The following is a 19,316-nucleotide window of genomic DNA, read 5'->3' as shown; positions in this document are numbered from 1 at the left end:
AGGTTAAAAATCAGGTTGTAATTTTTTAAATATTCTAGAACAGATAATGCCTATTGTTATGCCTAACAGCGCGCCGGTGGTTACATCAACAGGGTAATGCACACCAACGTATACCTGCGCAAAACTGATAATAAACGCCCAGCAGATACCAATAGGTAAAATAGGTTTCCAGCGGCTATAAAAAAGGCAGATTAAAAAAACAGCTATAGCAAAATGATTGGTAGCGTGCGCAGAAGGGAAACTTAAGCCACTTCCACAAGGTACACGGTGGATGATATCGTTCGTTAAACTTAAATCATTGCAGGGCCTCACGCGAGATACCATAGGTTTTATCACCCTCGAGGCAATTAAATCACCCATAGCGAAGGTGAACAGTACCATGCCAATAATGTAATAACCTTGTTTTTTATACTGCTTGATACAAAACACAACAATAAAAAGGTAAAGTGGCGACCAAAAGAAACGGTTACGCATTAAAGGCATCAACCAGTCAAAAAAGCCGTTTGAAAGTCCACGGTGGATTTTCAAAAACAATTCTACATCAAATTGCTGAATGCTTTCTATCATGCTTTTTTACAGATTAAAATTAACCGGTCTGAGCTATTTTCGTCAAAATCAGCTAACCCATAGTCGCCGAAGGCTTTTTCGATAACCATCCCGGCCTTGTTCAACATGCGTTCAAAATCTTCAAAACTAAATGCCTGTACCCGCTCTTCGAAATTATAGACCTTTTGTTTGTCTTCGAAATTTATCTTTTTAATAATTTTCCCATCAATAACATTTTTGGTGATGTTGAAAGTTATACCATCAAGTGATTTCGTTTCGCAGGAATTTAAATTGCGGATGATCTTTTCCGTATTAAAATAATCGAGCACCAAAATACCTTCGGCTTTCAAACACTTGCGAAAAGTTTTAAGTGCATTTACGTGGTCTTTTTCTGTATCAAAATAACCAAAACTAGTAAATAGGTTTAAAGCCACATCAAAATAATTGATGTAAAACAGCCTTCGCATGTCGTGAACGAGGAAGTGTAATTTGCTGTTTTCGAATTGCCTGGCGTATTTAATGCTTTGTTCTGATAAATCTATTCCGGTAACATCGAATCCCTTTTTGTTCAGATAAATGGAGTGCCGGCCTTTGCCACAGGCAATATCCAACATTTTAGCATCCGTTTTCGGGTGTAGAAATTGCGTAAGTTTATCGATGAAAAACTCGGCTTCAGCATCATTTCGTTGTTGATAAAGAATATGATAATATGGCGAATTGAACCAATATTGAAACCACTTGCGCTGCATATAAAAGCCGTTTGTATCTTAAAAAGATGCAAATATAAGGTTTTACAATCGCTAGTAAAGTTAGAATATGTTTTTATGCAATAAAGTTGCAAGAATATTATGAATCGATTTTTTATAGTATGAAAAATGAAGCCATGATTCGTGCAAAAAATTGGTAATAAAAATCAGATTAAGCATTTCAATTAAACACACGTTTGTTTTTAATGCTTCAGCCAATCCTATAAAACTGATCGCATAAATAGATATAAAAACAATGTAAATTAACTTGCAGAAGCTCGGCAAAATAGCAGCTATCTTGTTTTTTTTCTTATTTTTGAGCCTCAATTAAATTATATACAGTGACTTTAATAAAATCAATTTCTGGAATACGAGGAACCATTGGCGGAAGAGCTGGAGACGGCTTAACCCCATTTGATATTGTGAAATTTACCGCTGCTTTTGGTAGCTGGGTGGTGCAAAAAACAGGCAATAAAAGAATAGTTTTAGGTCGCGATGCCCGTATCTCGGGTGAGATGGTGAATAACCTGGTTATCGGAACTTTACAAGGCCTGGGCATTGAGGTAATCGATTTAGGTTTATCTACTACGCCAACTGTAGAAGTGGCCGTACCTGATGAAAAAGCAGGTGGTGGTATCATTTTAACCGCAAGCCATAACCCAAAACAGTGGAATGCTTTAAAATTATTAAATGCCAGCGGAGAATTTATTAGCGATGCTGATGGAAAAGAAGTTTTAGATTTGGCGGAAAGTGCTGATTTTGATTTTGCTGATGTAGATAAATTAGGTAAAGTAATTAAAAACGATACCTATCTTCAAAAACATATCGATAAAGTTTTAGCATTACCATTGGTTGATGTTGAGGCGATTAAAAAAGCCGATTTTAAAGTCGTAATTGACTGTGTAAATTCAACAGGTGGTATTTTTATCCCTGCTTTATTAAAAGCTTTAGGCGTAAGTAAGGTGGTAGAATTATATTGTACACCAGACGGACATTTTCCGCACAATCCTGAACCACTTCCTGAAAATTTAACTGAAATATCGAAAGAGGTTCAGAAACAAAATGCCGATTTAGGTATTGTTGTTGATCCGGATGTTGACCGTTTATGTTTTGTAAACGAAGATGGCAGCATGTTTGGCGAAGAATATACTTTGGTGGCAGTTGCCGATTATGTATTGAAGAATACGCCGGGAAATACCGTTTCAAACCTTTCATCAACACGCGCTTTACGCGATGTAACTGAAAGCGCAGGCGCTGAGTATAATGCATCGGCAGTTGGAGAGGTGAATGTAGTAAACAAAATGAAAGCGACCAACGCCATTATTGGTGGTGAAGGAAATGGTGGTATTATCTACCCTGAATCGCATTATGGCAGAGATGCTTTAGTTGGTATTGCCTTATTTTTAACGCATTTAGCTAAATTTGGTAAATCAATTTCAGTATTGAGAAGCAGTTATCCGCAATACCATATTTCTAAAAACAAGATTACCCTTACGCCAGAAATGGATATCGATAATTTGTTGAAACAAGTAGAAGAGAAATATAAAAACCAGCCATACAGTACAATTGATGGTTTGAAGATAGAATTTGATAAAACTTGGGTACATTTGCGCCGTTCGAACACTGAGCCAATCATCAGGATTTACAGTGAGGCAGAAAATGAAACCATTGCCGAGAATTTGGCAAACAAAATTATTTCTGACATTAAAGAAATATTACACCTTTAATCCCTAGAGGATTTTAAGGTTGAAGCATATTGGTAAGGGTTTAATAAAACGATTAAACCCTTACCATTTAAAACGGAGGCTATGCTTAAAAATGAGGCTTCCGCAACACACTAACTTTTAAATATTCGTAGAAATGAAAAGGGTCTATTTAGATAATGCGGCCACAACGCCTTTAGATGCGGCAGTAATCGCAGAAATGACAAACGTGATGGAAAACTATTTCGGTAATCCATCTGCCATTCATGCGCTTGGTCGTGAGGTGAGAACGCTTGTAGAGAAAGCCCGTAAAACCGTTTCTGGTCTGTTAAATGCATCTCCATCCGAAATATTTTTCACTTCCGGAGGTACCGAGGCTGATAATACAGCTATCCGTTGTGGAATTTCAGCCTATGGAATTAAACATGCCATTACTTCAAAAATAGAACACCATGCTGTTGAGCATACCTTAAATACAATGCTTAAAAATGGTGAAATCGATAAATTAAGTTTCGTTAATATCGACGAAAAAGGGAATATCGATTATAACCATTTAGAGGAACTGCTTCAAAACAATGAGCGTACTTTCGTTTCATTAATGCATGCCAATAACGAGTTGGGTACACTGACTGATATGGTTAAAGTTGGGGATATCTGCGAGAAATACAATGCCATTTACCATGCCGATACGGTTCAAACCATGGGGCATTATCCGCACAATGTAAGAGACCTTAAAGCACATTTTATTGTTTGCGCAGCACACAAACTCCACGGGCCTAAAGGCGTAGGCTTTTTATATGTAAACAGTAACATTAAAATTCCACCGATGATTTATGGAGGTGCACAGGAGCGCAACATGCGCGGTGGTACAGAAAATGTTTACGGTATTGTGGGTTTGGCAAAGGCTTTAGAAATTGCTTATGCAGAAATGGATCAGCATCAGACCTATATTCAGGGCTTAAAAGATTATCTGAAAACACAATTAATCGCCGAAATCCCTGGAATTGCTTTTAATGGCGAAACCGAGGCCGATAAAAGTTTGTATACAGTATTGAATGTATCGTTTCCGGAGATGGATATGGCCGATATGTTGTTATTTAATTTAGATATCAATGGTATCTGTGCATCTGGCGGCAGTGCATGCTCTTCCGGTTCAAATATTGGTTCGCATGTGTTAAATGGTATCAATGCCGATCCGAACCGTCCTTCGGTGCGTTTCTCATTTAGCAAATACACGACAAAAGAAGAGTTAGATTACGTAATCGAAAAAGTTAAAATGGTAGTCAAGCAAAATGCTTTAGCTTAAAATATCATTAACCAAATAGGAGAGTCTCAATGAAAGTTGGGACTTTTTTTTGCATAAAAATTTTGCTGATTTTCTATTCTGCGCCTTGCAGCCTCAAATAGTTATGCTGGCTGTGCCACCTAAACCTGATCGGAACGAACACGAAGTAAAGTGAAGAGCAGGATTGTACCTGCCTAAATATCACTATGCTTGATTTCCAAAACAATAACCATAATTGAATCGATAGGAAAGTCTCAATGAAAATCGGAACTTTTTTGTAGGAAAAAATTTTAATCACGATTTTTTTTGGAAAGCAAAGACAGCATTTCATTTTAAGGTTAGTCCTGCTTTCCATTTCAAATCCTCGCCCGATGAAAATCGGGCTGCGGGTTTTCCATTTCAATCAGGTTTACAAACTGAAACCAGTGCTGCTATTGAGGGTTTAATGGTATGGCGCCTGATCTATTCTGCACCTTACAACTCCAAATAGTTATGCTGGCTGTGCCACCTAAACCTGATCGGAACGAACATGGAGCGTAGCGAAGTAAAGTGAAGAGCAGGACGGTATTAGCCTAATGGCACTGTGGCTGATTTCCAAAATAAACAATCAATTTTGAATTCATCTGCTACTCACTATTTAAGCTAGAAAAAACTCTTGCAAAACTCAGAAATAAAACTTATATTTAATTAAGATAAAGGCAATCCACGCCATTTTAATGTAGTTCCAGAACGAAACCTTATCAAATTCCCCGTGGTATAAGGTTAAGCAAATTTTTAATAGCTTTTTTTACTTATGCATTGTGCAGTTAGAAAGGCATTCTGATTAAAATTGTTAACCCTGAAAACTAACCATGTTTTCAACAATCTATATCGTCATGGAAAAGAGCCAAAAAAATCAAAATCTAGAGAACGCGAAGCAGGAAGAAAAATTAAATGAAGAAAGGAAACACATTTACAAGTTTATCCTTAATCCATTTTCGTTTGAATCTTCAAATCATTTCAACAAAATCCATAAAAGAAGATTTCATTCTTTCGGTTGCATTCATGAATTAGGAAAACTTCCCGGAGCAATGTTGTAATTGCGACAGATAAACATAATTAATTTATACAAGTGGCTTTTCTGAGGAGAGGCAGATACTTCTTTGTGCAAACACTTTGGTTGATTACCAAACAACCAATATGATTGTATACACCTAGTCTTAGCGTCTCGCTAAGACTTTATTTTTGCTCGCACTGGTCTTAGCGTCTCGCTAAGACTTTATTTTTTCTACTGAAACGTAAAGAACAAGATTAATTGATAGACCTGAGGTCTTAGCGAGACGCTAAGACCAGAAATTGGTCAGCAATAATCCCATTCCCAAAACAACTAAGAAAAACAATCTTATTTTTCACTTGTTTCTTTAATACATCAATTTACAATACTATGGAAACAAATAAAGAAAAAGGTAAAGTTGTTGAAAACGATTTACTTGATAAAACAGCAGAAGATATTAAAGCGGATAGAACATTAGATGAAAACAAATCATCGAAAGTGTCAACCAATTTGTTTAATAAAGATAAAGACCGTAAAAACAATTCGTTTGGTCCGGGGCACGAGCCGGGCACCACACCAGGTTCGGGAATATAATTGCCCGGAATATAATTTACGAACAAAATGATTAAATTTAAACCACGGCATTTGCTGTGGTTTTTTAGCTACATCCCAAAATGGAAAGAAGAAATTTTATCAAAAATTCGGCATTGGCGATGGCCTTGCTGTCAGTTTATAAAACAGATGTTTTTGCACAGCAAGAACTGTTGCGCGCTTATAACTTTAAAGCATTGCGCAATAATGTAGGTATATTTACCGAGCAGGGTGGTACAATCGGGTGGTTAAATTCGAGTAATGGATTTGTGGTGGTAGATGCACAATTTCCAACTTCGGCACCCCACGTGATCGAAGAACTAAAGAAATTAGGTGATAAACCTTTCAAATACCTGATTAATACCCACCACCATGGCGATCATACCGCCGGGAATATTTCATTTAAAGGTTTGGCTGAAAAAGTTGTGGCGCATCAAAACTCGCTGGTGAACCAGAAAAGAGGAGCAGAGAAAGCAAATAATTTAGACAAACAATTATTACCCGATACTACTTTTGGGACAAAATGGACGGCAAAAGTAGGAGACGAAAACATAAAAGCTTACTATTATGGCTCTGGTCATACCAATGGCGATGCTGTTTATCATTTTGAGCACGCAAATATTGCACATGTAGGCGATTTGGTGTTCAATCGTAAATTTCCTTATATCGACAGAGAAAATGGCGCACACATCGGCAATTGGATTACTGCACTGGATAAAATTTTAGCCCAGTTTGATAACGATACCTTATTTATCTGGGGGCATAGCTTAGATCCTGAAAAAGTGACCGGAAACAAAGCAGATGTTAAAGCTTTTCAAAATTACCTTCAAAACCTTTTAACTTTTGTAAGCGGAGAGATTAAAGCCGGCAAAAGCAAAGAAGACATCTTAAAAGCGACAACCATTCCAAATGCATCAGAATGGAAGGGTGAAGGTATTCAAAGAAGTTTAGGTGCCGCTTATGATGAGTTGAAAGGGGTTTAGAAGACTTTCGTCATTGCGAGAAGGCTTTTTCAGCCGACGAAGCAATCTTATAAGCGGTAATTATTATTGTGCCCTAATTTATTGGAAAGTAATTTTCTTGCTAATAAATTTTTGACTGAATTAATTCCATGGACAATCTTTCAACTCAGATACCATTGAAAGAATCCAATAGAATGATCGTCATTCCCAATCAAGTTGGGAATGACGATTCCATGCAATATATAATTCATTACCACCCTGTCATTCGTTATAAAATAAATTATCCTTCAGGATGACAACCTTGGAATTTGGTGTTCATGTAAGAACAACCAAATCTTTTTTCAATTTATAAACGTTCTATATTTAAAATAATCCTTTCAACGTCATTGAATTACCGTAGGCTTTAGTCTTTAACAACTATATTTGTTACAATTCAAAATCTACAGCTCATGGATGATTTTATCGCAGCCCGTTCCCAGATGGCCTTATCACTAGGCTTCCACATCATTTTTTCCTGTATTGGCATGGTTATGCCTTTCTTTATGGCTGTTTCGCATTATAAATGGCTTAAAACAAACGATGAGGTGTATAAAAACCTCACTAAAGCCTGGAGTAAAGGTGTAGCCATATTTTTTGCTACCGGAGCGGTATCAGGCACCATGTTATCTTTCGAACTTGGTTTGTTGTGGCCAAAATTTATGGATCATGCAGGACCCATATTTGGTATGCCTTTTTCGCTTGAGGGAACAGCCTTTTTTATCGAAGCCATAGCCCTTGGTTTTTTCTTGTACGGCTGGAATAAGTTAAATAAATGGTTTCATTGGTTTACCGGCATGGTGGTAGGCGTAAGTGGTTTAGCTTCCGGAATATTGGTGGTTGCTGCAAATGCCTGGATGAACAGTCCGGCGGGTTTTGATTTTGTAAACGGGCAATACCTTAATATCGATCCCATACAGGCCATGTTCAATAAAGCATGGTTTAGTCAGGCTTTACACATGTGTTTAGCCGCATTTACCGCTACAGGCTTCGCTGTGGCTGGTGTACATGCTTTAATGATCCTGAGAGACCGCAATGCAGCGTTTCACTTAAAAGCTTTTAAAATTGCGGCCATATTTGCCTGTATTGGTGCTTTGCTGCAGCCTTTAAGTGGCGATATTTCGGCAAAAGATGTAGCCAAAAGGCAGCCTGCTAAACTCGCTGCGATGGAAGCTTTGTATAAAACTGAAAAACCTGCTCCACTCTTAATTGGTGGCATTGTGAATGAAAAAGATAAAACGGTAAAAGGTGCAATCGAAATCCCCGGTGCTTTAAGTTTTCTGGCCCATGGCGATTTCCAGGCTGAGGTTAAGGGACTGGATCAGATTCCTGAAAACGAACATCCGCCGGTGGCCATTACCCATTATGCTTTTCAGATTATGGTTGGGATTGGTACACTGCTGCTCTTAGTATCCTTAACTTATTTCTTCATCTTATTTAAAAAGAAACCTTTAACCGAAAAACGTTGGTTATTAAAGCTATTCGTTATAGCCATTCCGCTTGGTTATATCGCTTTAGAGGCAGGCTGGGTAGTTACAGAGGTTGGGAGGCAGCCCTGGATTATTTACGGCATTATGCGTACTAAGGATGCGGTTACACCGATGCCTGGTATTGCTTACTCCTTTTATATCTTCTCGGCCATTTACGTTTCGTTAAGCATCATAGTAACATTCTTGCTTTACCGGCAGATAAAAATGGTGCCCGTGCTGTATAATAAAACTGAAGAAAATAATCATTAACCACGGATGAAATTATGATCTGTGAAATCAAAACATCGGTGTAATCATTTTCAGATATGAAAGACGTTGTCATTACATTTTTATGCATGGCCATTCTGCTCTACTTTTTATTGGGTGGGGCTGATTTTGGTGCAGGGATTATCGAACTGTTTACTTCTACAAAAAACAGGAGCAGAACACGTAAAACCTTGTACCATGCCATTGGTCCGGTTTGGGAAGCCAACCACATGTGGCTGATTATTGCCATTGTGATTCTTTTTGTGGGTTTCCCACATATTTATACCACCATGTCGGTTTATCTGCATATTCCGTTGGCGATTATGCTCATCGGGATTATCGCGCGGGGTACTGCTTTTGTATTCCGTCATTACGATGCAGTCAAAGATGATATGCATTGGCTTTATAACCGCATATTCCGGTATTCGAGTTTTGTTACCGCACTTTTTCTGGGTATTATTGCCGGAAGCTTAATTTCGGGGCATATAAACACACAGGCGACTGATTTCTATACCGCCTATATTTCGGGCTGGCTGAATTGGTTTTCTGTCGCTGTAGGCTTATTTACGGTTGCACTTTGTGGTTTTCTTGCCGCGATTTACCTGATAGGTGAAACAAAAGAAGTTCATGATAAACGCCGTTTCATTAAAAAAGCCGAATTTATGAATGTAGCTGCGGTAGTTTTTGGCGCGATGGTTTTTATGGCTGCCCAAAGGGATGGAATTCCTTTGATCGACTGGGTTTTTAAAAGTAATGTAGGTTTATCAGCCATTATCCTGGCGAGTTTATCGCTGATTTTGTTATGGTACTTACTGCTTAGGGGTAAAACCAAGGTATTGCGTATTTTGGCTGGCTTTCAGGTCACTATGATTCTATTGGCCATTAGTTATGCGCATTTTCCAAATTTTATCCGTTTAAAAAACGGAGATGCCATTTCACTTCTCGAAACCGTAGGACCTGAAAAAACAATTTATAGCTTGGGTTTAGCTCTTTTACTGGGCAGTGTGTTGATTTTACCTTTTTTGGGCTATTTGTTTTATAAGTTTCAGAAGAAAGAGGAGTAAAAGAGATATACATTAAGAAAAATCGTCATCTCGACTGAAGCGCAGTCCCGAACGTTCGGGAGAGAGATCTACCTAGATAGGTTTCTCGACTGCGTTGCACTCCGCTCGAAATGACGATCCGAGGTAACAAAAAAAAGCACCTGTTTCCAAGTGCTCCTTTAAAAATGTATTTAAATCTTTAGCTACAATCCACCTTTTCTATTCGATTTCGTTTGTACCGGCCAGGTAGCTGGTTTTCCGGTACGCTCGTTTACAGGTAAATCTGTCGCTTTTTCATTTGAGGTTTTCTCAGGATCTTCGCAGGCCATATAAACCATAATGGCGGCTAAAATTACATTGCTTCTGATTTCGTCGAAAACCAGTTTATCGTAACTGTCGCGGTTGGTGTGCCAGGTATAGGTACCATAATCCCAGCTGGTAGAGCTTAAGGAGTAACCCAAGGCTCCGGCCGCAACAAAAGAGGCAAAGTCTGATCCTCCGGCACCCGGCGATCCAGGAAAAATGGTTTTGATCTGGTTTTTAATCGTATCTGGAACTGCTGCCAGCCAACGGGTAATGTAATCTTTTGATTTAGCAAAGCCTTGTCCGCCAATATTTACTACGCGGCCTGTACCATTATCCTGGTTAAACAATGCCTGAAGATTACCTACAATCTCCGGATGATCTTCTACAAAGGCCCTAGAGCCATTTAAACCTTGTTCTTCGCTTCCCCAATGGCCAACCAGGATGGTGCGTTTTGGATTAGGATAAAATTTCTTTAGAATGCGCATGGCTTCCATCATTAAAATGGTACCAGAACCGTTATCAGTAGCGCCGCTTGCCCCATCCCAGGAATCGAAATGTGCCGACAGCATTACATACTCATTTGGTTTCTGTGTGCCTTTGATTTCGGCTAGGGTATTGAAGGTAGGTACTACGCCTAATTTTTTAGCTTCTGCTTCAATTCTCAGTTTAGGTTTATCACCGTTCAATGCCAGGCGGTAAACTAAGCCATAATCTTCAACTGATAAATCTAAGGTTGGGATTTTTTTAGTGTTTGCACCAAAAATTTTATCTACACCAAAACCCTGCGACCAGTTATTGATCACTACGGCTACTGCACCTGCATTTTCTATGGCTAAAGGAAGTGTTTTTGCGGTTAAACCAGTTTTGGCAATGCTGGCTGTCCACGCTTTGGCGGCATCGGCCTTTTCCTTTTTAAACTTTTCGAACAAATCTTTGGTGGCAAATTCTTCCCAGTTTTTTTCTGGTCGGCCAGATAGTTGATTCATCGAAATCAATACGATTTTACCTTTTACATTTGGCAACCATTTTTGAAAAGCTACCGAATCTGTAATTTCTGGGAGAATAATCGCTTCTGCATTAATGGTTTTACCATTTGTAGAAGGACTCCAGGCCAATTGCGTACCTTCTAAGGTTCTCACCCGTGGACTTATTAAATCGATGTGTGTAATGCCCCTTTCCCAGCCAGCCCATTCGCCCCATTTTTCATTTTTTGCAGAGATACCCCAACCTGTATATTTTTTTACGGCCCAGTCGTTGGCTTGTTTCATTTGTGGTGAACCAACTAAACGAGGTCCAACAACATCTAAAAGTTCGTGAGCAAGTTTCTCCAATTGAGAATTTTCGTTCACTTCTTTAACAATATTGTCGATTATTTTTTTGTCTTGCGCGAATATGCAGGTTGAAGTGCATAGCAATAGCGCAGAAAATAGTAGTTTTTTATTCATAATTAGTTAGGGTTGATTATTTGATAAGCTAATTTATGAAATAAGGAGTAGGGTTGAAGGATGTTAATGGAAATGTTGCAAGAATCGGTGTGGGGCTGTATCATAAACCTAATTTCTCCAGATTTTGTCACGTTGAGCCCGTCGAAACACCTTTTATGTTGTTATGGAGCGTACTTCTACATGAAAAACTTATATGATAAAACATTCTCCTCCTGGTCACTTCTTCTTTTTTTCCTACATCCCTTGGCTATTAATCCTAAAAACTACTTTTCTGTATCTTATCATGAAAGGGCAAATACTCAGCAAGTGCAGCCGAGCCATACCAATTGTATAATTCTGGTTCCAATAATTTGGCTTTTATGGCCGGATCGCTTTCCAGTAATTGTTTGGCTTCTTCGATCGATTTTGTATTTAATACAAAAATACCGCGGTAATTTTTGTCGTTTTTACCCATCGGGCCAGCAACTACGAGTTTTTGCGCTTCAACCATTTTGCCCATGTTTGCCATATGGCCTGCGAATAAACTATCTGTTTTGGCTTTTGTTGCTGTGGTGTTTGTGCCTGATTTCAAAATAACGAGCACATACATTTTCATACCATAGTTATCGGCACCAAGTTTTTTAGCTAAGGCTTCATCGTAAGGCACTTTAGCTTTTTTCTCCTGCGCTAGTGTGGCGAAAGTAATGGTGATTAGGGAGATTAACAGGAATATCTTTTTCATTTTAGTTATGGTTTGGTTAGTTTAAAAATAAGAAAAAATATGGTGTATTTTATTCCCATCCCTCGGAGGGGTGCCCGAAGGGCGGGGTGGTTTAATGCTTTTGGTGGAAGTATCCCCTCTAAAGAACTACAACACTATTTAATTAAACCTGATTGCCGCGGTCCCGATGTAAAATCGGGAGAAGCAAAAAAGCAGGACCGAATTAACCTAAGTTATTCAAGCCCTGCTTTTCTAAATATTATGAATTCATTTTTTGGCACCCAGACCAATGAATTAATGGCTAATGAACTATTGAACCAGCTAGTTGTTCATCATTTTAATAAAAGCGCCCAGTTTAGCTTTCATGGCTCTTCTATCTACAATAAAATCGAGGAAGCCGTGCTCGAGAACGAACTCTGAAGTCTGGAAACCTTTCGGTAAATCTTTTTTAATGGTTTCTTTAATTACCCGCGGACCAGCGAAACCGATCAGTGCGCCCGGTTCTGCGATATTGATATCGCCTAACATCGCATATGATGCCGTTACACCACCTGTAGTTGGGTCGGTTAATAAAGAGATGTATGGCACTTTAGCCTGGCCTAATAAGGCGAGTTTGGCTGATGTTTTAGCCATTTGCATTAATGAAAATGCGGCTTCCATCATACGTGCACCACCTGATTTAGAAATCATCAGGAAGGGCACTTTATGTTTAATGCTGTAATCGATCGATCTTGCAATCTTTTCACCTACAACTGATCCCATTGAACCGCCGATAAAAGCGAAATCCATACAGGCAATTACCAGGTCTTGACCTTCAATTTTACCTACACCCGCACGGATAGCATCTTTTAAGCCTGTTTTAGCCTGACTTTCTTTAATTCTATCGGTGTAAGGTTTGTTATCGTTAAAGTTTAAAGGGTCGCCTGATGTTAGGTTAGGGAACAGCTCTTTAAATTCGTTATTATCAAATAAAACCTCGAAATATTCTTTTGAGCCTACTCTCAGGTGGTAATCACAGTAATGGCAAACGTATTTGTTTTCCTGAAGTTCTGCCTGATGTAGCGGTTTTTTACAATTTGGACATTTATTCCACAACCCATCTGGTGCTTCTTTTTTCTCCTCTGTTGTAGTAATGATACCTTTTTTTTCTCTCTTAAACCAAGCCATATAATTTTTTGAAGAATTGGATTGCAAAGAAACGAAAAATATAATAAAGTCGAACCTTATTAAATGTAAAAATACTTTATGGTGAGTTGGTTGATAATCAATTGTTGAAATAATTGAAAACTGGTATTTGCTTATGGCCAACTGCGAATTGTAAACTTAAGTGTGTCTTTTTTACACTAAGGATAATGTGTTTTTTACACTAAATAGGCCTTATTTTGCTGCTAGGCAAATAATTCTGTTGTCAGAAAAGCTTGGAATGTTATTTTTTTTTATAACTTCGGACTTAATAAAATTAACAAGAAATGAGTTTAAAAGGCTACAAAGGCGTAATTTACGGAGATGCCGTTCAAGAATTGTTTGAGCAGGCTAAAAAACATCAGTTTGCTTTACCAGCAGTTAACGTAACCGGTACAAATACGGTTAATGCGGTATTGGAAACTGCTAAGGCAGTAAATTCGCCTGTTATGATTCAATTATCTAATGGAGGTGCACAGTTTTATGCCGGCAAATCTTTAGATAATGAGAAATTGCAAGCATGTATTTTAGGTGCTGTATCGGCAGCTAAACATGTACATTTATTGGCAGAGCATTATGGTGTTGCCGTGGTTTTACATACTGACCACGCCGCTAAAAAATTATTGCCTTGGATTGATGGACTTTTAGACCACGGTGAAAAATTCTTCGCTGAAACCGGAAAACCTTTGTTTTCATCACACATGTTGGATTTATCGGAAGAGTCGATCGAAGAAAACATGGAAATTTCTGCTAAATACTTAGCACGCATGGCTAAAATGAATATGACTATCGAAATCGAACTTGGTGTTACAGGTGGTGAGGAAGATGGTGTGGATAACAGCGATGTAGACAGCTCTAAATTATATACCCAGCCTAGCGAAGTGGCTTATGCTTACGAAGAATTAAGTAAAGTTTCGCCTCGTTTTACTGTGGCTGCTGCTTTTGGCAACGTACACGGTGTTTATAAACCAGGTAACGTAAAATTGCAACCGGTAATTTTGAAAAACTCTCAGGATTTTATCAAAGAAAAATTTAGCTTAACTGCAGAGAAACCAATCAATTTTGTATTCCACGGTGGTTCTGGTTCTACCCAGGAAGAAATCAGGGAAGCAATTTCTTATGGTGCAATTAAAATGAATATCGATACCGATATGCAATGGGCATTTTGGGAAGGTATTTTAGAATACTACAAAAAGAACGAAGCTTATCTTCAAGGCCAGATTGGTAACCCTGATGGTGATGATAAACCAAATAAAAAATACTACGATCCACGCGTTTGGTTACGTAAAGGTGAAGAAACTTTCGTGAAGCGTTTAACTACTGCTTTCGAAGATCTAAACTGTATTAATGTAAACGACAAGCTTTAAGGGAGTAAAAAATGTCGTAAAGTTGAAAGGTTTTAACGTTGCAACAATTTTAACATTACAACTTTTCAACTAAAAACAAAAGCGCCATGGGTTTAAAAACTTATGGCGCTTTTGTTTGTTTTATGGTATATTTAAGCAAACAAATTGTAATGGCAAAATCTAAAAAGGATACCAAAAGAAATAATTTTTTCGAGAAATTCGCAAATGCAGCAACCAAGTTTACCGGTAGTTCTGTTGCGTTTATAGCCGCTACGGCAATTGTAGTTCTGTGGGCGGTAACAGGTCCGCTTTTCGATTATTCTGAAACCTGGCAATTGGTGATTAATACGGGTACCACCATCATTACCTTTTTAATGGTTTTTTTAATCCAAAAGGCACAGAATAAAGATGGTAAAGCCATTCAGCTAAAATTAAATGAACTGATTGCGGCACAGCAAGGCGCCAGCAACCGCATGGTAGATATTGAAGACCTGAGTGAAAAAGAATTAGACCAATTGCATAAATTTTACGTTACGATTGCCACACTTGCCAAAAAAGAGGCCGATATTCATTGCTCGCATTCGATTGATGTGGCCAAAGAGCTTAATGAAATGAAATTAAAATCGAATAAACACTTTAAACACCACGATAATGAGTCTACAAGTTCAAAAAGTTAATCATCCCGAAGATTTAGATAAAGTATTTGCTATCCGTAAGATTGTATTTGTAGAAGAACAGAACTGTCCGCCGGAACTGGAATGGGAACATGAAGAGGAGTCGGTACATTTTCTGGCTACCAGTAACGGACAGCCTTGTGGTGCCTGCAGATGGCGTAAAACGGATAATGGTTACAAGTTAGAACGTTTTGCGGTTTTAAAAGATTTTAGAGGACAGGGAGTTGGCCGTGCGCTCATAGCAGAAGCTTTATCTGATTTGCCGGAGGATGCGCATTATATTTACCTGAATTCGCAACTGGATGCCATGAGTTTGTATGCCAAATTTGGTTTTGTAGCTGAAGGCGAGCAATTTGAGGAAGCCGGGATACAGCATTTTAAAATGGTGAAAAAGGTTTAAGTTTTAAATACCAGTTTTGCTACTTAAGTTAAGCCAATAGCCCGGATACAATCTAATTAGACTGAAAAAATAGTATTGGTCTCACTATAAACTAAATTAATCGTAAAATACCTTGCTCGCACTAATGAAAAGAATACTCTTGACATTATCATTTTTTGGAATGGTAATGGCATCAAAGGCCCAGAAAATTGATACAGTCTATTTTGATTCAAAATGGGTAAAAACCGATAAGGCAAATAAACATTACTATAGAGTAATAAAAGAGGATACAGATCATAAAAGTTTCTTTATAAAAGATTTTTATAACACAGGTGCAATTCAAATGGAGGGAACTTATTCTTCACTTAATCCTGATATTAAAAATGGAAATTTCGTTTGGTTTTACCCAGATGGAAAGAAAAAAATGGAATCTGTATTTAAGCAAAACGAAATGATTAAAGTTGCAGAATGGGACGAAAGTGGTGAGTTAAAAAAAGGCCCTGATGTTGTTAAGGTAACAAATTCAATAACAGGTGAAAAAGGAATGGCATTCATCGAACGGGCACCATCTTATAAAGGGGGAATTTCTGCACTTATGGAATTTATTTCAAAAAATACAAAATACCCAAGGGAATTGGAAAAAGAGGGAGTAACAGGTAAAGTAGTTGTTCGCTTTACTGTAACCAAAGATGGTGATGTTATCGATCCGCAAGTAATTAATAGTGTTCATCCACTTTTAGATGCTGAGGCTGTCCGTGTTGTAAAATTGATGAAAAAATGGGAGCCCGGTAAGCAAGATGGAAAGTTTATTGATGTGAAATTCACTCTTCCTTTTAATTTTAACTAACTACCACTGAAATCCACATGTGGATGATCTTTGATATTCACTTAATGTTAAAAGATCGTAATACTTATTCCGTGTAAATCGGTGCTTCCGTGGCGAAAAATAGGCTTACCCAAATATCTTCCCTGATAAAACCATCGCCTCGTTCCACTTATCCATATTCAGATTCAACTTTTCTCCTTTCATATTCAAAAAGGTAATTACATCTTCGGTTGCAATGTTACCGGTGAGGTCATCTGCAGCCATAGGGCAGCCACCAAAACCTTTTAAAGCCGAATCAATACGTTTTACGCCCGAATGATAAGCCGCTTCTATCTTTTCGAAACGCTCAGCAGGAGTGGAGTGCAAATGAATGCCAATTTCTGTATTGCTAAACCTGGAAATGAGTTTAGGAAGAATATTTTCTATCTTTTCCGGTGTCGAAATGCCTACTGTGTCAGCTAACGACAAAATTTCGACTCCTCTACTTACCAGTACATCAGCCCACTTTTCTACAATTTCGTAATTCCATTTGTCGCCATAAGGATTACCAAAACCCATTGACAGATAAACCACTGCTTTTTTATTGTTTTTGGCGCACAAAGAGAGCATTTCTTCCACCGTATTTAATGATTGTGCGATACTTGAATTGGTGTTGCGCTGCTGGAAGGTTTCTGAGATCGAAAATGGAAAACCAAGGTAATTTACCGCTTGATGTTTTACAGCGTCTTCTACGCCTCTTAAATTGGCTACAATGGCCAAAAGTTTGGTAGAAGTATTGCTTAAATCCAATTGTGCCAAAACTTCGGCTGTATCGGCCATTTGCGGAATGGCTTTTGGCGACACAAAACTTCCAAAATCGAGCGTGTCGAAACCAACCTGTAACAAAAGGTTTAAATATTCGGCCTTAAGTTTGGTTGGAACAAAATCGTGTAGTCCCTGCATGGCATCACGTGGACATTCTACTAATTTGAAGTTGTTTTGGCTCATGTTTTTGGTTTAACCTCAAAATGCGCAAAGTTTTTCGCAAAGAAAAGAAGAAACAGGAAACAAATTTTTATCATCAAAGTTACCTTAAAGATTAAAGACTAAAGACTAAGAAACCTTAACTTCTTCTTTTACTGTCGGTACCTCATTCCTATAATCAACACTACGGTCTTTGGCAAAGGTTCTGATAATTAAACGCGTTCCTCTATCGTAACTGAAATAACTCCACACCCAGTTTACGAAAACAATAATTTTGTTTCTGAAGCCCACCAAAGTCATTAAGTGAACAAACATCCAGGTAAACCAGGCGAAAACCCCTTGAAAACGGACTTTGCCAATATCTACCACCGCTTTGTTTCTACCTACAGTTGCCATAGAGCCTTTATCGAAGTATTTAAATTTCTCTAGAGGTTTATTTTCTTTAATGTTGATCAGGTTTTTGGCCAGGTGATGTCCTTGCTGGATGGCGGCAGGTGCAACCCCCGGGTGGCCATTTGGGGTTTCCTCATCAATAATAGCGGCAACATCGCCAATGGCATATACATTTGGGTAACCCACCACTAAATTTTGCGTATCCGTTTTCAATCTACCACCACGAACAATTTCTGCTTTATCTAAACCAGCCAGTACTTGTCCTTTAACACCCGCACTCCAAATTACCGTAGCACTCAAAATTGGCGCTTTATCCTGTAAGGTTAGGGTATGACCGTCGTAACCTAGTACCCTGGTTTCGTTCATTACCTGAACGCCCATATCAGTAAGGAAATCTTTTGCTTTTTGCTGTGCCTGCGGCGACATGACGCCCAATAATTCCGGCGAATTTTCGATGAGGTAAATATTCACCTTACTAAAATCCATTTCGGGATAATCGTTCGGAATAACGTGTTTTTTCAGCTCGGCAATGGCTCCGGAGGTTTCAACTCCTGTTGGACCACCGCCAACTACCACAAAGTTTAATAGGGCACTCTTTTTATCTGCATCTTTTTCAATCAGCGATTTTTCGAAATTCTGTAAAATCAAACTTCTTAAATCCAATGCTTCCGGAATTGATTTCATGGGCATTGAATTGGCTTCAATTTCTTTATTGCCAAAGAAGTTACTGGTAGAGCCTGTGGCGATCACCAGATAATCGTAATTGATTCTACCGATATCGGTTTGTAAACAATTTTCGGCAGCATTTACTTCGGTCACCTTGGTCACGCGAAAAATCAGGTTCTTTTGACCTTTAAAAATCTTGCGTAAAGGGAAAGCAATCGAATCGGCTTCTAAACCGCCTGTAGCTACCTGATAAAGTAAGGGCTGGAAGGTATGGTAGTTATGTTTATCGAGCATCACCACCTGAAAGGGTTTGTTTTTTAATCGTTTAGCTAACTCAATTCCGCCAAATCCACCGCCAACTATAACTACTCTAGGGTATTCGCTTTTAGGAAGTTCTAAATCCATTTTGTATCGGTTTATCTATTGCTAATGTAACAAAAAGATAGCCAAAAGGTTTAAAAAGTGAGGTTTTGGCAGTTATTCTGATTTAATCATGAAGATATAACGCTGGTATGACGAACATGGATTTTGTAGGTTCTTAAGCACCACTTTAAGTTAATTAAACCTGATGGTAGTGGGCATCCCGATCCTTCATCGGGATAAAACGAACAGCAGGGCTATCGGAACCGAAGAGCTACAGGTATTGCTTTTCAAAAACCAAAAAATAAAACAGACCACTTTGTGTTTCTTTGTGCCTTCTTGGTAACAAAAAAGCGCATAAAAAAAGCGCCCCGATAAATCGGAGCGCTTATATA

17 protein-coding genes are annotated in these 19,316 nt (G+C 38.4%); 10 read left to right on the top strand and 7 right to left on the bottom strand.

Annotation, left to right across the window (positions count from 1 at the left end; translation table 11 throughout):
• Positions 1 to 3 precede the first annotated feature (3 nt).
• Positions 4 to 567, bottom strand: a complete 564-nt coding sequence (locus tag AC07YT_RS05030) for a phosphatase PAP2 family protein (RefSeq protein ID WP_086547110.1) — start codon at positions 565 to 567, stop codon at positions 4 to 6.
• Complete coding sequence (locus AC07YT_RS05025) at positions 564 to 1,295, bottom strand: class I SAM-dependent methyltransferase (protein WP_086547109.1); 732 nt, start codon at positions 1,293 to 1,295, stop codon at positions 564 to 566. Before AC07YT_RS05025 ends, AC07YT_RS05030 begins: the two co-directional genes overlap by 4 nt.
• Before the next feature lie 338 nt (positions 1,296 to 1,633).
• Between AC07YT_RS05025 and glmM the strand changes: the two genes are divergently transcribed.
• From glmM to AC07YT_RS04995, 6 genes are all read left to right on the top strand, one after another.
• Entirely contained in the window at positions 1,634 to 3,019 is a 1,386-nt protein-coding gene (glmM, locus tag AC07YT_RS05020) for a phosphoglucosamine mutase (protein WP_086547107.1), read from the top strand.
• Positions 3,020 to 3,152: 133 nt separating this feature from the next.
• Positions 3,153 to 4,301 (top strand): cysteine desulfurase family protein, encoded by a 1,149-nt coding sequence (locus AC07YT_RS05015; RefSeq protein ID WP_086547106.1) that lies wholly within the window; start codon positions 3,153 to 3,155, stop codon positions 4,299 to 4,301.
• A 1,402-nt stretch (positions 4,302 to 5,703) separates the two neighbouring features.
• A complete protein-coding gene (locus tag AC07YT_RS05010; RefSeq protein ID WP_086547104.1) occupies positions 5,704 to 5,907 on the top strand; it encodes a hypothetical protein in 204 nt (67 codons plus the stop codon).
• A gap of 80 nt (positions 5,908 to 5,987) precedes the next feature.
• A complete protein-coding gene (locus AC07YT_RS05005) occupies positions 5,988 to 6,887 on the top strand; it encodes an MBL fold metallo-hydrolase (RefSeq protein WP_086547103.1) in 900 nt (299 codons plus the stop codon).
• Positions 6,888 to 7,315: 428 nt separating this feature from the next.
• On the top strand, positions 7,316 to 8,641 hold the full coding sequence (locus AC07YT_RS05000; protein ID WP_086547102.1) for a cytochrome ubiquinol oxidase subunit I: 1,326 nt from the start codon (positions 7,316 to 7,318) through the stop codon (positions 8,639 to 8,641).
• Positions 8,642 to 8,697: 56 nt separating this feature from the next.
• Positions 8,698 to 9,702 (top strand): cytochrome d ubiquinol oxidase subunit II, encoded by a 1,005-nt coding sequence (locus AC07YT_RS04995; RefSeq protein ID WP_086547101.1) that lies wholly within the window; start codon positions 8,698 to 8,700, stop codon positions 9,700 to 9,702.
• A gap of 182 nt (positions 9,703 to 9,884) precedes the next feature.
• Here AC07YT_RS04995 and AC07YT_RS04990 read toward each other — a convergent pair whose 3' ends face one another.
• The 3 genes from AC07YT_RS04990 to accD form a co-directional block, all read right to left on the bottom strand.
• Positions 9,885 to 11,432 (bottom strand): M20/M25/M40 family metallo-hydrolase, encoded by a 1,548-nt coding sequence (locus AC07YT_RS04990; protein WP_086547100.1) that lies wholly within the window; start codon positions 11,430 to 11,432, stop codon positions 9,885 to 9,887.
• Between the two features lie 256 nt (positions 11,433 to 11,688).
• On the bottom strand, positions 11,689 to 12,153 hold the full coding sequence (locus tag AC07YT_RS04985; RefSeq protein ID WP_086547099.1) for a YciI family protein: 465 nt from the start codon (positions 12,151 to 12,153) through the stop codon (positions 11,689 to 11,691).
• A 300-nt stretch (positions 12,154 to 12,453) separates the two neighbouring features.
• Positions 12,454 to 13,299, bottom strand: coding sequence for an acetyl-CoA carboxylase, carboxyltransferase subunit beta (gene accD / locus AC07YT_RS04980; protein WP_057933455.1), 846 nt, complete (start codon positions 13,297 to 13,299; stop codon positions 12,454 to 12,456).
• A 302-nt stretch (positions 13,300 to 13,601) separates the two neighbouring features.
• Here accD and fbaA point away from each other — a divergent pair, with 302 nt between their 5' ends.
• From fbaA to AC07YT_RS04960, 4 genes are all read left to right on the top strand, one after another.
• On the top strand, positions 13,602 to 14,681 hold the full coding sequence (gene fbaA / locus AC07YT_RS04975) for a class II fructose-bisphosphate aldolase (RefSeq protein WP_029276269.1): 1,080 nt from the start codon (positions 13,602 to 13,604) through the stop codon (positions 14,679 to 14,681).
• 86 nt (positions 14,682 to 14,767) lie between these two features.
• Positions 14,768 to 15,337 (top strand): low affinity iron permease family protein, encoded by a 570-nt coding sequence (locus AC07YT_RS04970; protein WP_478357156.1) that lies wholly within the window; start codon positions 14,768 to 14,770, stop codon positions 15,335 to 15,337.
• Complete coding sequence (locus tag AC07YT_RS04965) at positions 15,312 to 15,734, top strand: GNAT family N-acetyltransferase (protein WP_086547098.1); 423 nt, start codon at positions 15,312 to 15,314, stop codon at positions 15,732 to 15,734. Before AC07YT_RS04970 ends, AC07YT_RS04965 begins: the two co-directional genes overlap by 26 nt.
• Before the next feature lie 124 nt (positions 15,735 to 15,858).
• Positions 15,859 to 16,560: an energy transducer TonB gene (locus AC07YT_RS04960; protein WP_086547097.1), complete on the top strand. Its 702-nt coding sequence runs from the start codon at positions 15,859 to 15,861 to the stop codon at positions 16,558 to 16,560.
• A gap of 105 nt (positions 16,561 to 16,665) precedes the next feature.
• Here the strand turns inward: AC07YT_RS04960 and AC07YT_RS04955 are convergent, their stop codons facing one another.
• Together AC07YT_RS04955 and AC07YT_RS04950 are read right to left on the bottom strand one after the other, a co-directional pair.
• Positions 16,666 to 17,526 (bottom strand): hydroxymethylglutaryl-CoA lyase, encoded by an 861-nt coding sequence (locus tag AC07YT_RS04955; RefSeq protein WP_086547096.1) that lies wholly within the window; start codon positions 17,524 to 17,526, stop codon positions 16,666 to 16,668.
• A 105-nt stretch (positions 17,527 to 17,631) separates the two neighbouring features.
• On the bottom strand, positions 17,632 to 18,966 hold the full coding sequence (locus tag AC07YT_RS04950; RefSeq protein ID WP_086547095.1) for an NAD(P)/FAD-dependent oxidoreductase: 1,335 nt from the start codon (positions 18,964 to 18,966) through the stop codon (positions 17,632 to 17,634).
• Between the last annotated feature and the right edge of the window lie 350 nt (positions 18,967 to 19,316).

The sequence above is a fragment of the Pedobacter sp. GW460-11-11-14-TSB4 genome (assembly GCF_059423705.1).
Note: the sequence above shows the minus strand (reverse complement) of the source record. Positions and strands in the feature narration are given on the sequence as shown.

What these genes read in the sequence shown, in the direction of transcription:
- AC07YT_RS05010 (WP_086547104.1), top strand. Translation starts at nt 5,704, where the DNA reads ATGGAAACAAATAAAGAAAAAGGTAAAGTTGTTGAAAACGATTTACTT.
- accD (WP_057933455.1), bottom strand. Translation starts at nt 13,299, where the DNA reads ATGGCTTGGTTTAAGAGAGAAAAAAAAGGTATCATTACTACAACAGAG.
- AC07YT_RS05015 (WP_086547106.1), top strand. Translation starts at nt 3,153, where the DNA reads ATGAAAAGGGTCTATTTAGATAATGCGGCCACAACGCCTTTAGATGCG.
- AC07YT_RS04995 (WP_086547101.1), top strand. Translation starts at nt 8,698, where the DNA reads ATGAAAGACGTTGTCATTACATTTTTATGCATGGCCATTCTGCTCTAC.
- AC07YT_RS05005 (WP_086547103.1), top strand. Translation starts at nt 5,988, where the DNA reads ATGGAAAGAAGAAATTTTATCAAAAATTCGGCATTGGCGATGGCCTTG.
- AC07YT_RS05000 (WP_086547102.1), top strand. Translation starts at nt 7,316, where the DNA reads ATGGATGATTTTATCGCAGCCCGTTCCCAGATGGCCTTATCACTAGGC.
- AC07YT_RS04960 (WP_086547097.1), top strand. Translation starts at nt 15,859, where the DNA reads ATGAAAAGAATACTCTTGACATTATCATTTTTTGGAATGGTAATGGCA.
- AC07YT_RS04955 (WP_086547096.1), bottom strand. Translation starts at nt 17,526, where the DNA reads ATGAGCCAAAACAACTTCAAATTAGTAGAATGTCCACGTGATGCCATG.
- AC07YT_RS04965 (WP_086547098.1), top strand. Translation starts at nt 15,312, where the DNA reads ATGAGTCTACAAGTTCAAAAAGTTAATCATCCCGAAGATTTAGATAAA.
- AC07YT_RS04970 (WP_478357156.1), top strand. Translation starts at nt 14,768, where the DNA reads ATGGGTTTAAAAACTTATGGCGCTTTTGTTTGTTTTATGGTATATTTA.
- fbaA (WP_029276269.1), top strand. Translation starts at nt 13,602, where the DNA reads ATGAGTTTAAAAGGCTACAAAGGCGTAATTTACGGAGATGCCGTTCAA.
- AC07YT_RS04985 (WP_086547099.1), bottom strand. Translation starts at nt 12,153, where the DNA reads ATGAAAAAGATATTCCTGTTAATCTCCCTAATCACCATTACTTTCGCC.
- AC07YT_RS05025 (WP_086547109.1), bottom strand. Translation starts at nt 1,295, where the DNA reads ATGCAGCGCAAGTGGTTTCAATATTGGTTCAATTCGCCATATTATCAT.
- AC07YT_RS05030 (WP_086547110.1), bottom strand. Translation starts at nt 567, where the DNA reads ATGATAGAAAGCATTCAGCAATTTGATGTAGAATTGTTTTTGAAAATC.
- AC07YT_RS04950 (WP_086547095.1), bottom strand. Translation starts at nt 18,966, where the DNA reads ATGGATTTAGAACTTCCTAAAAGCGAATACCCTAGAGTAGTTATAGTT.
- AC07YT_RS04990 (WP_086547100.1), bottom strand. Translation starts at nt 11,432, where the DNA reads ATGAATAAAAAACTACTATTTTCTGCGCTATTGCTATGCACTTCAACC.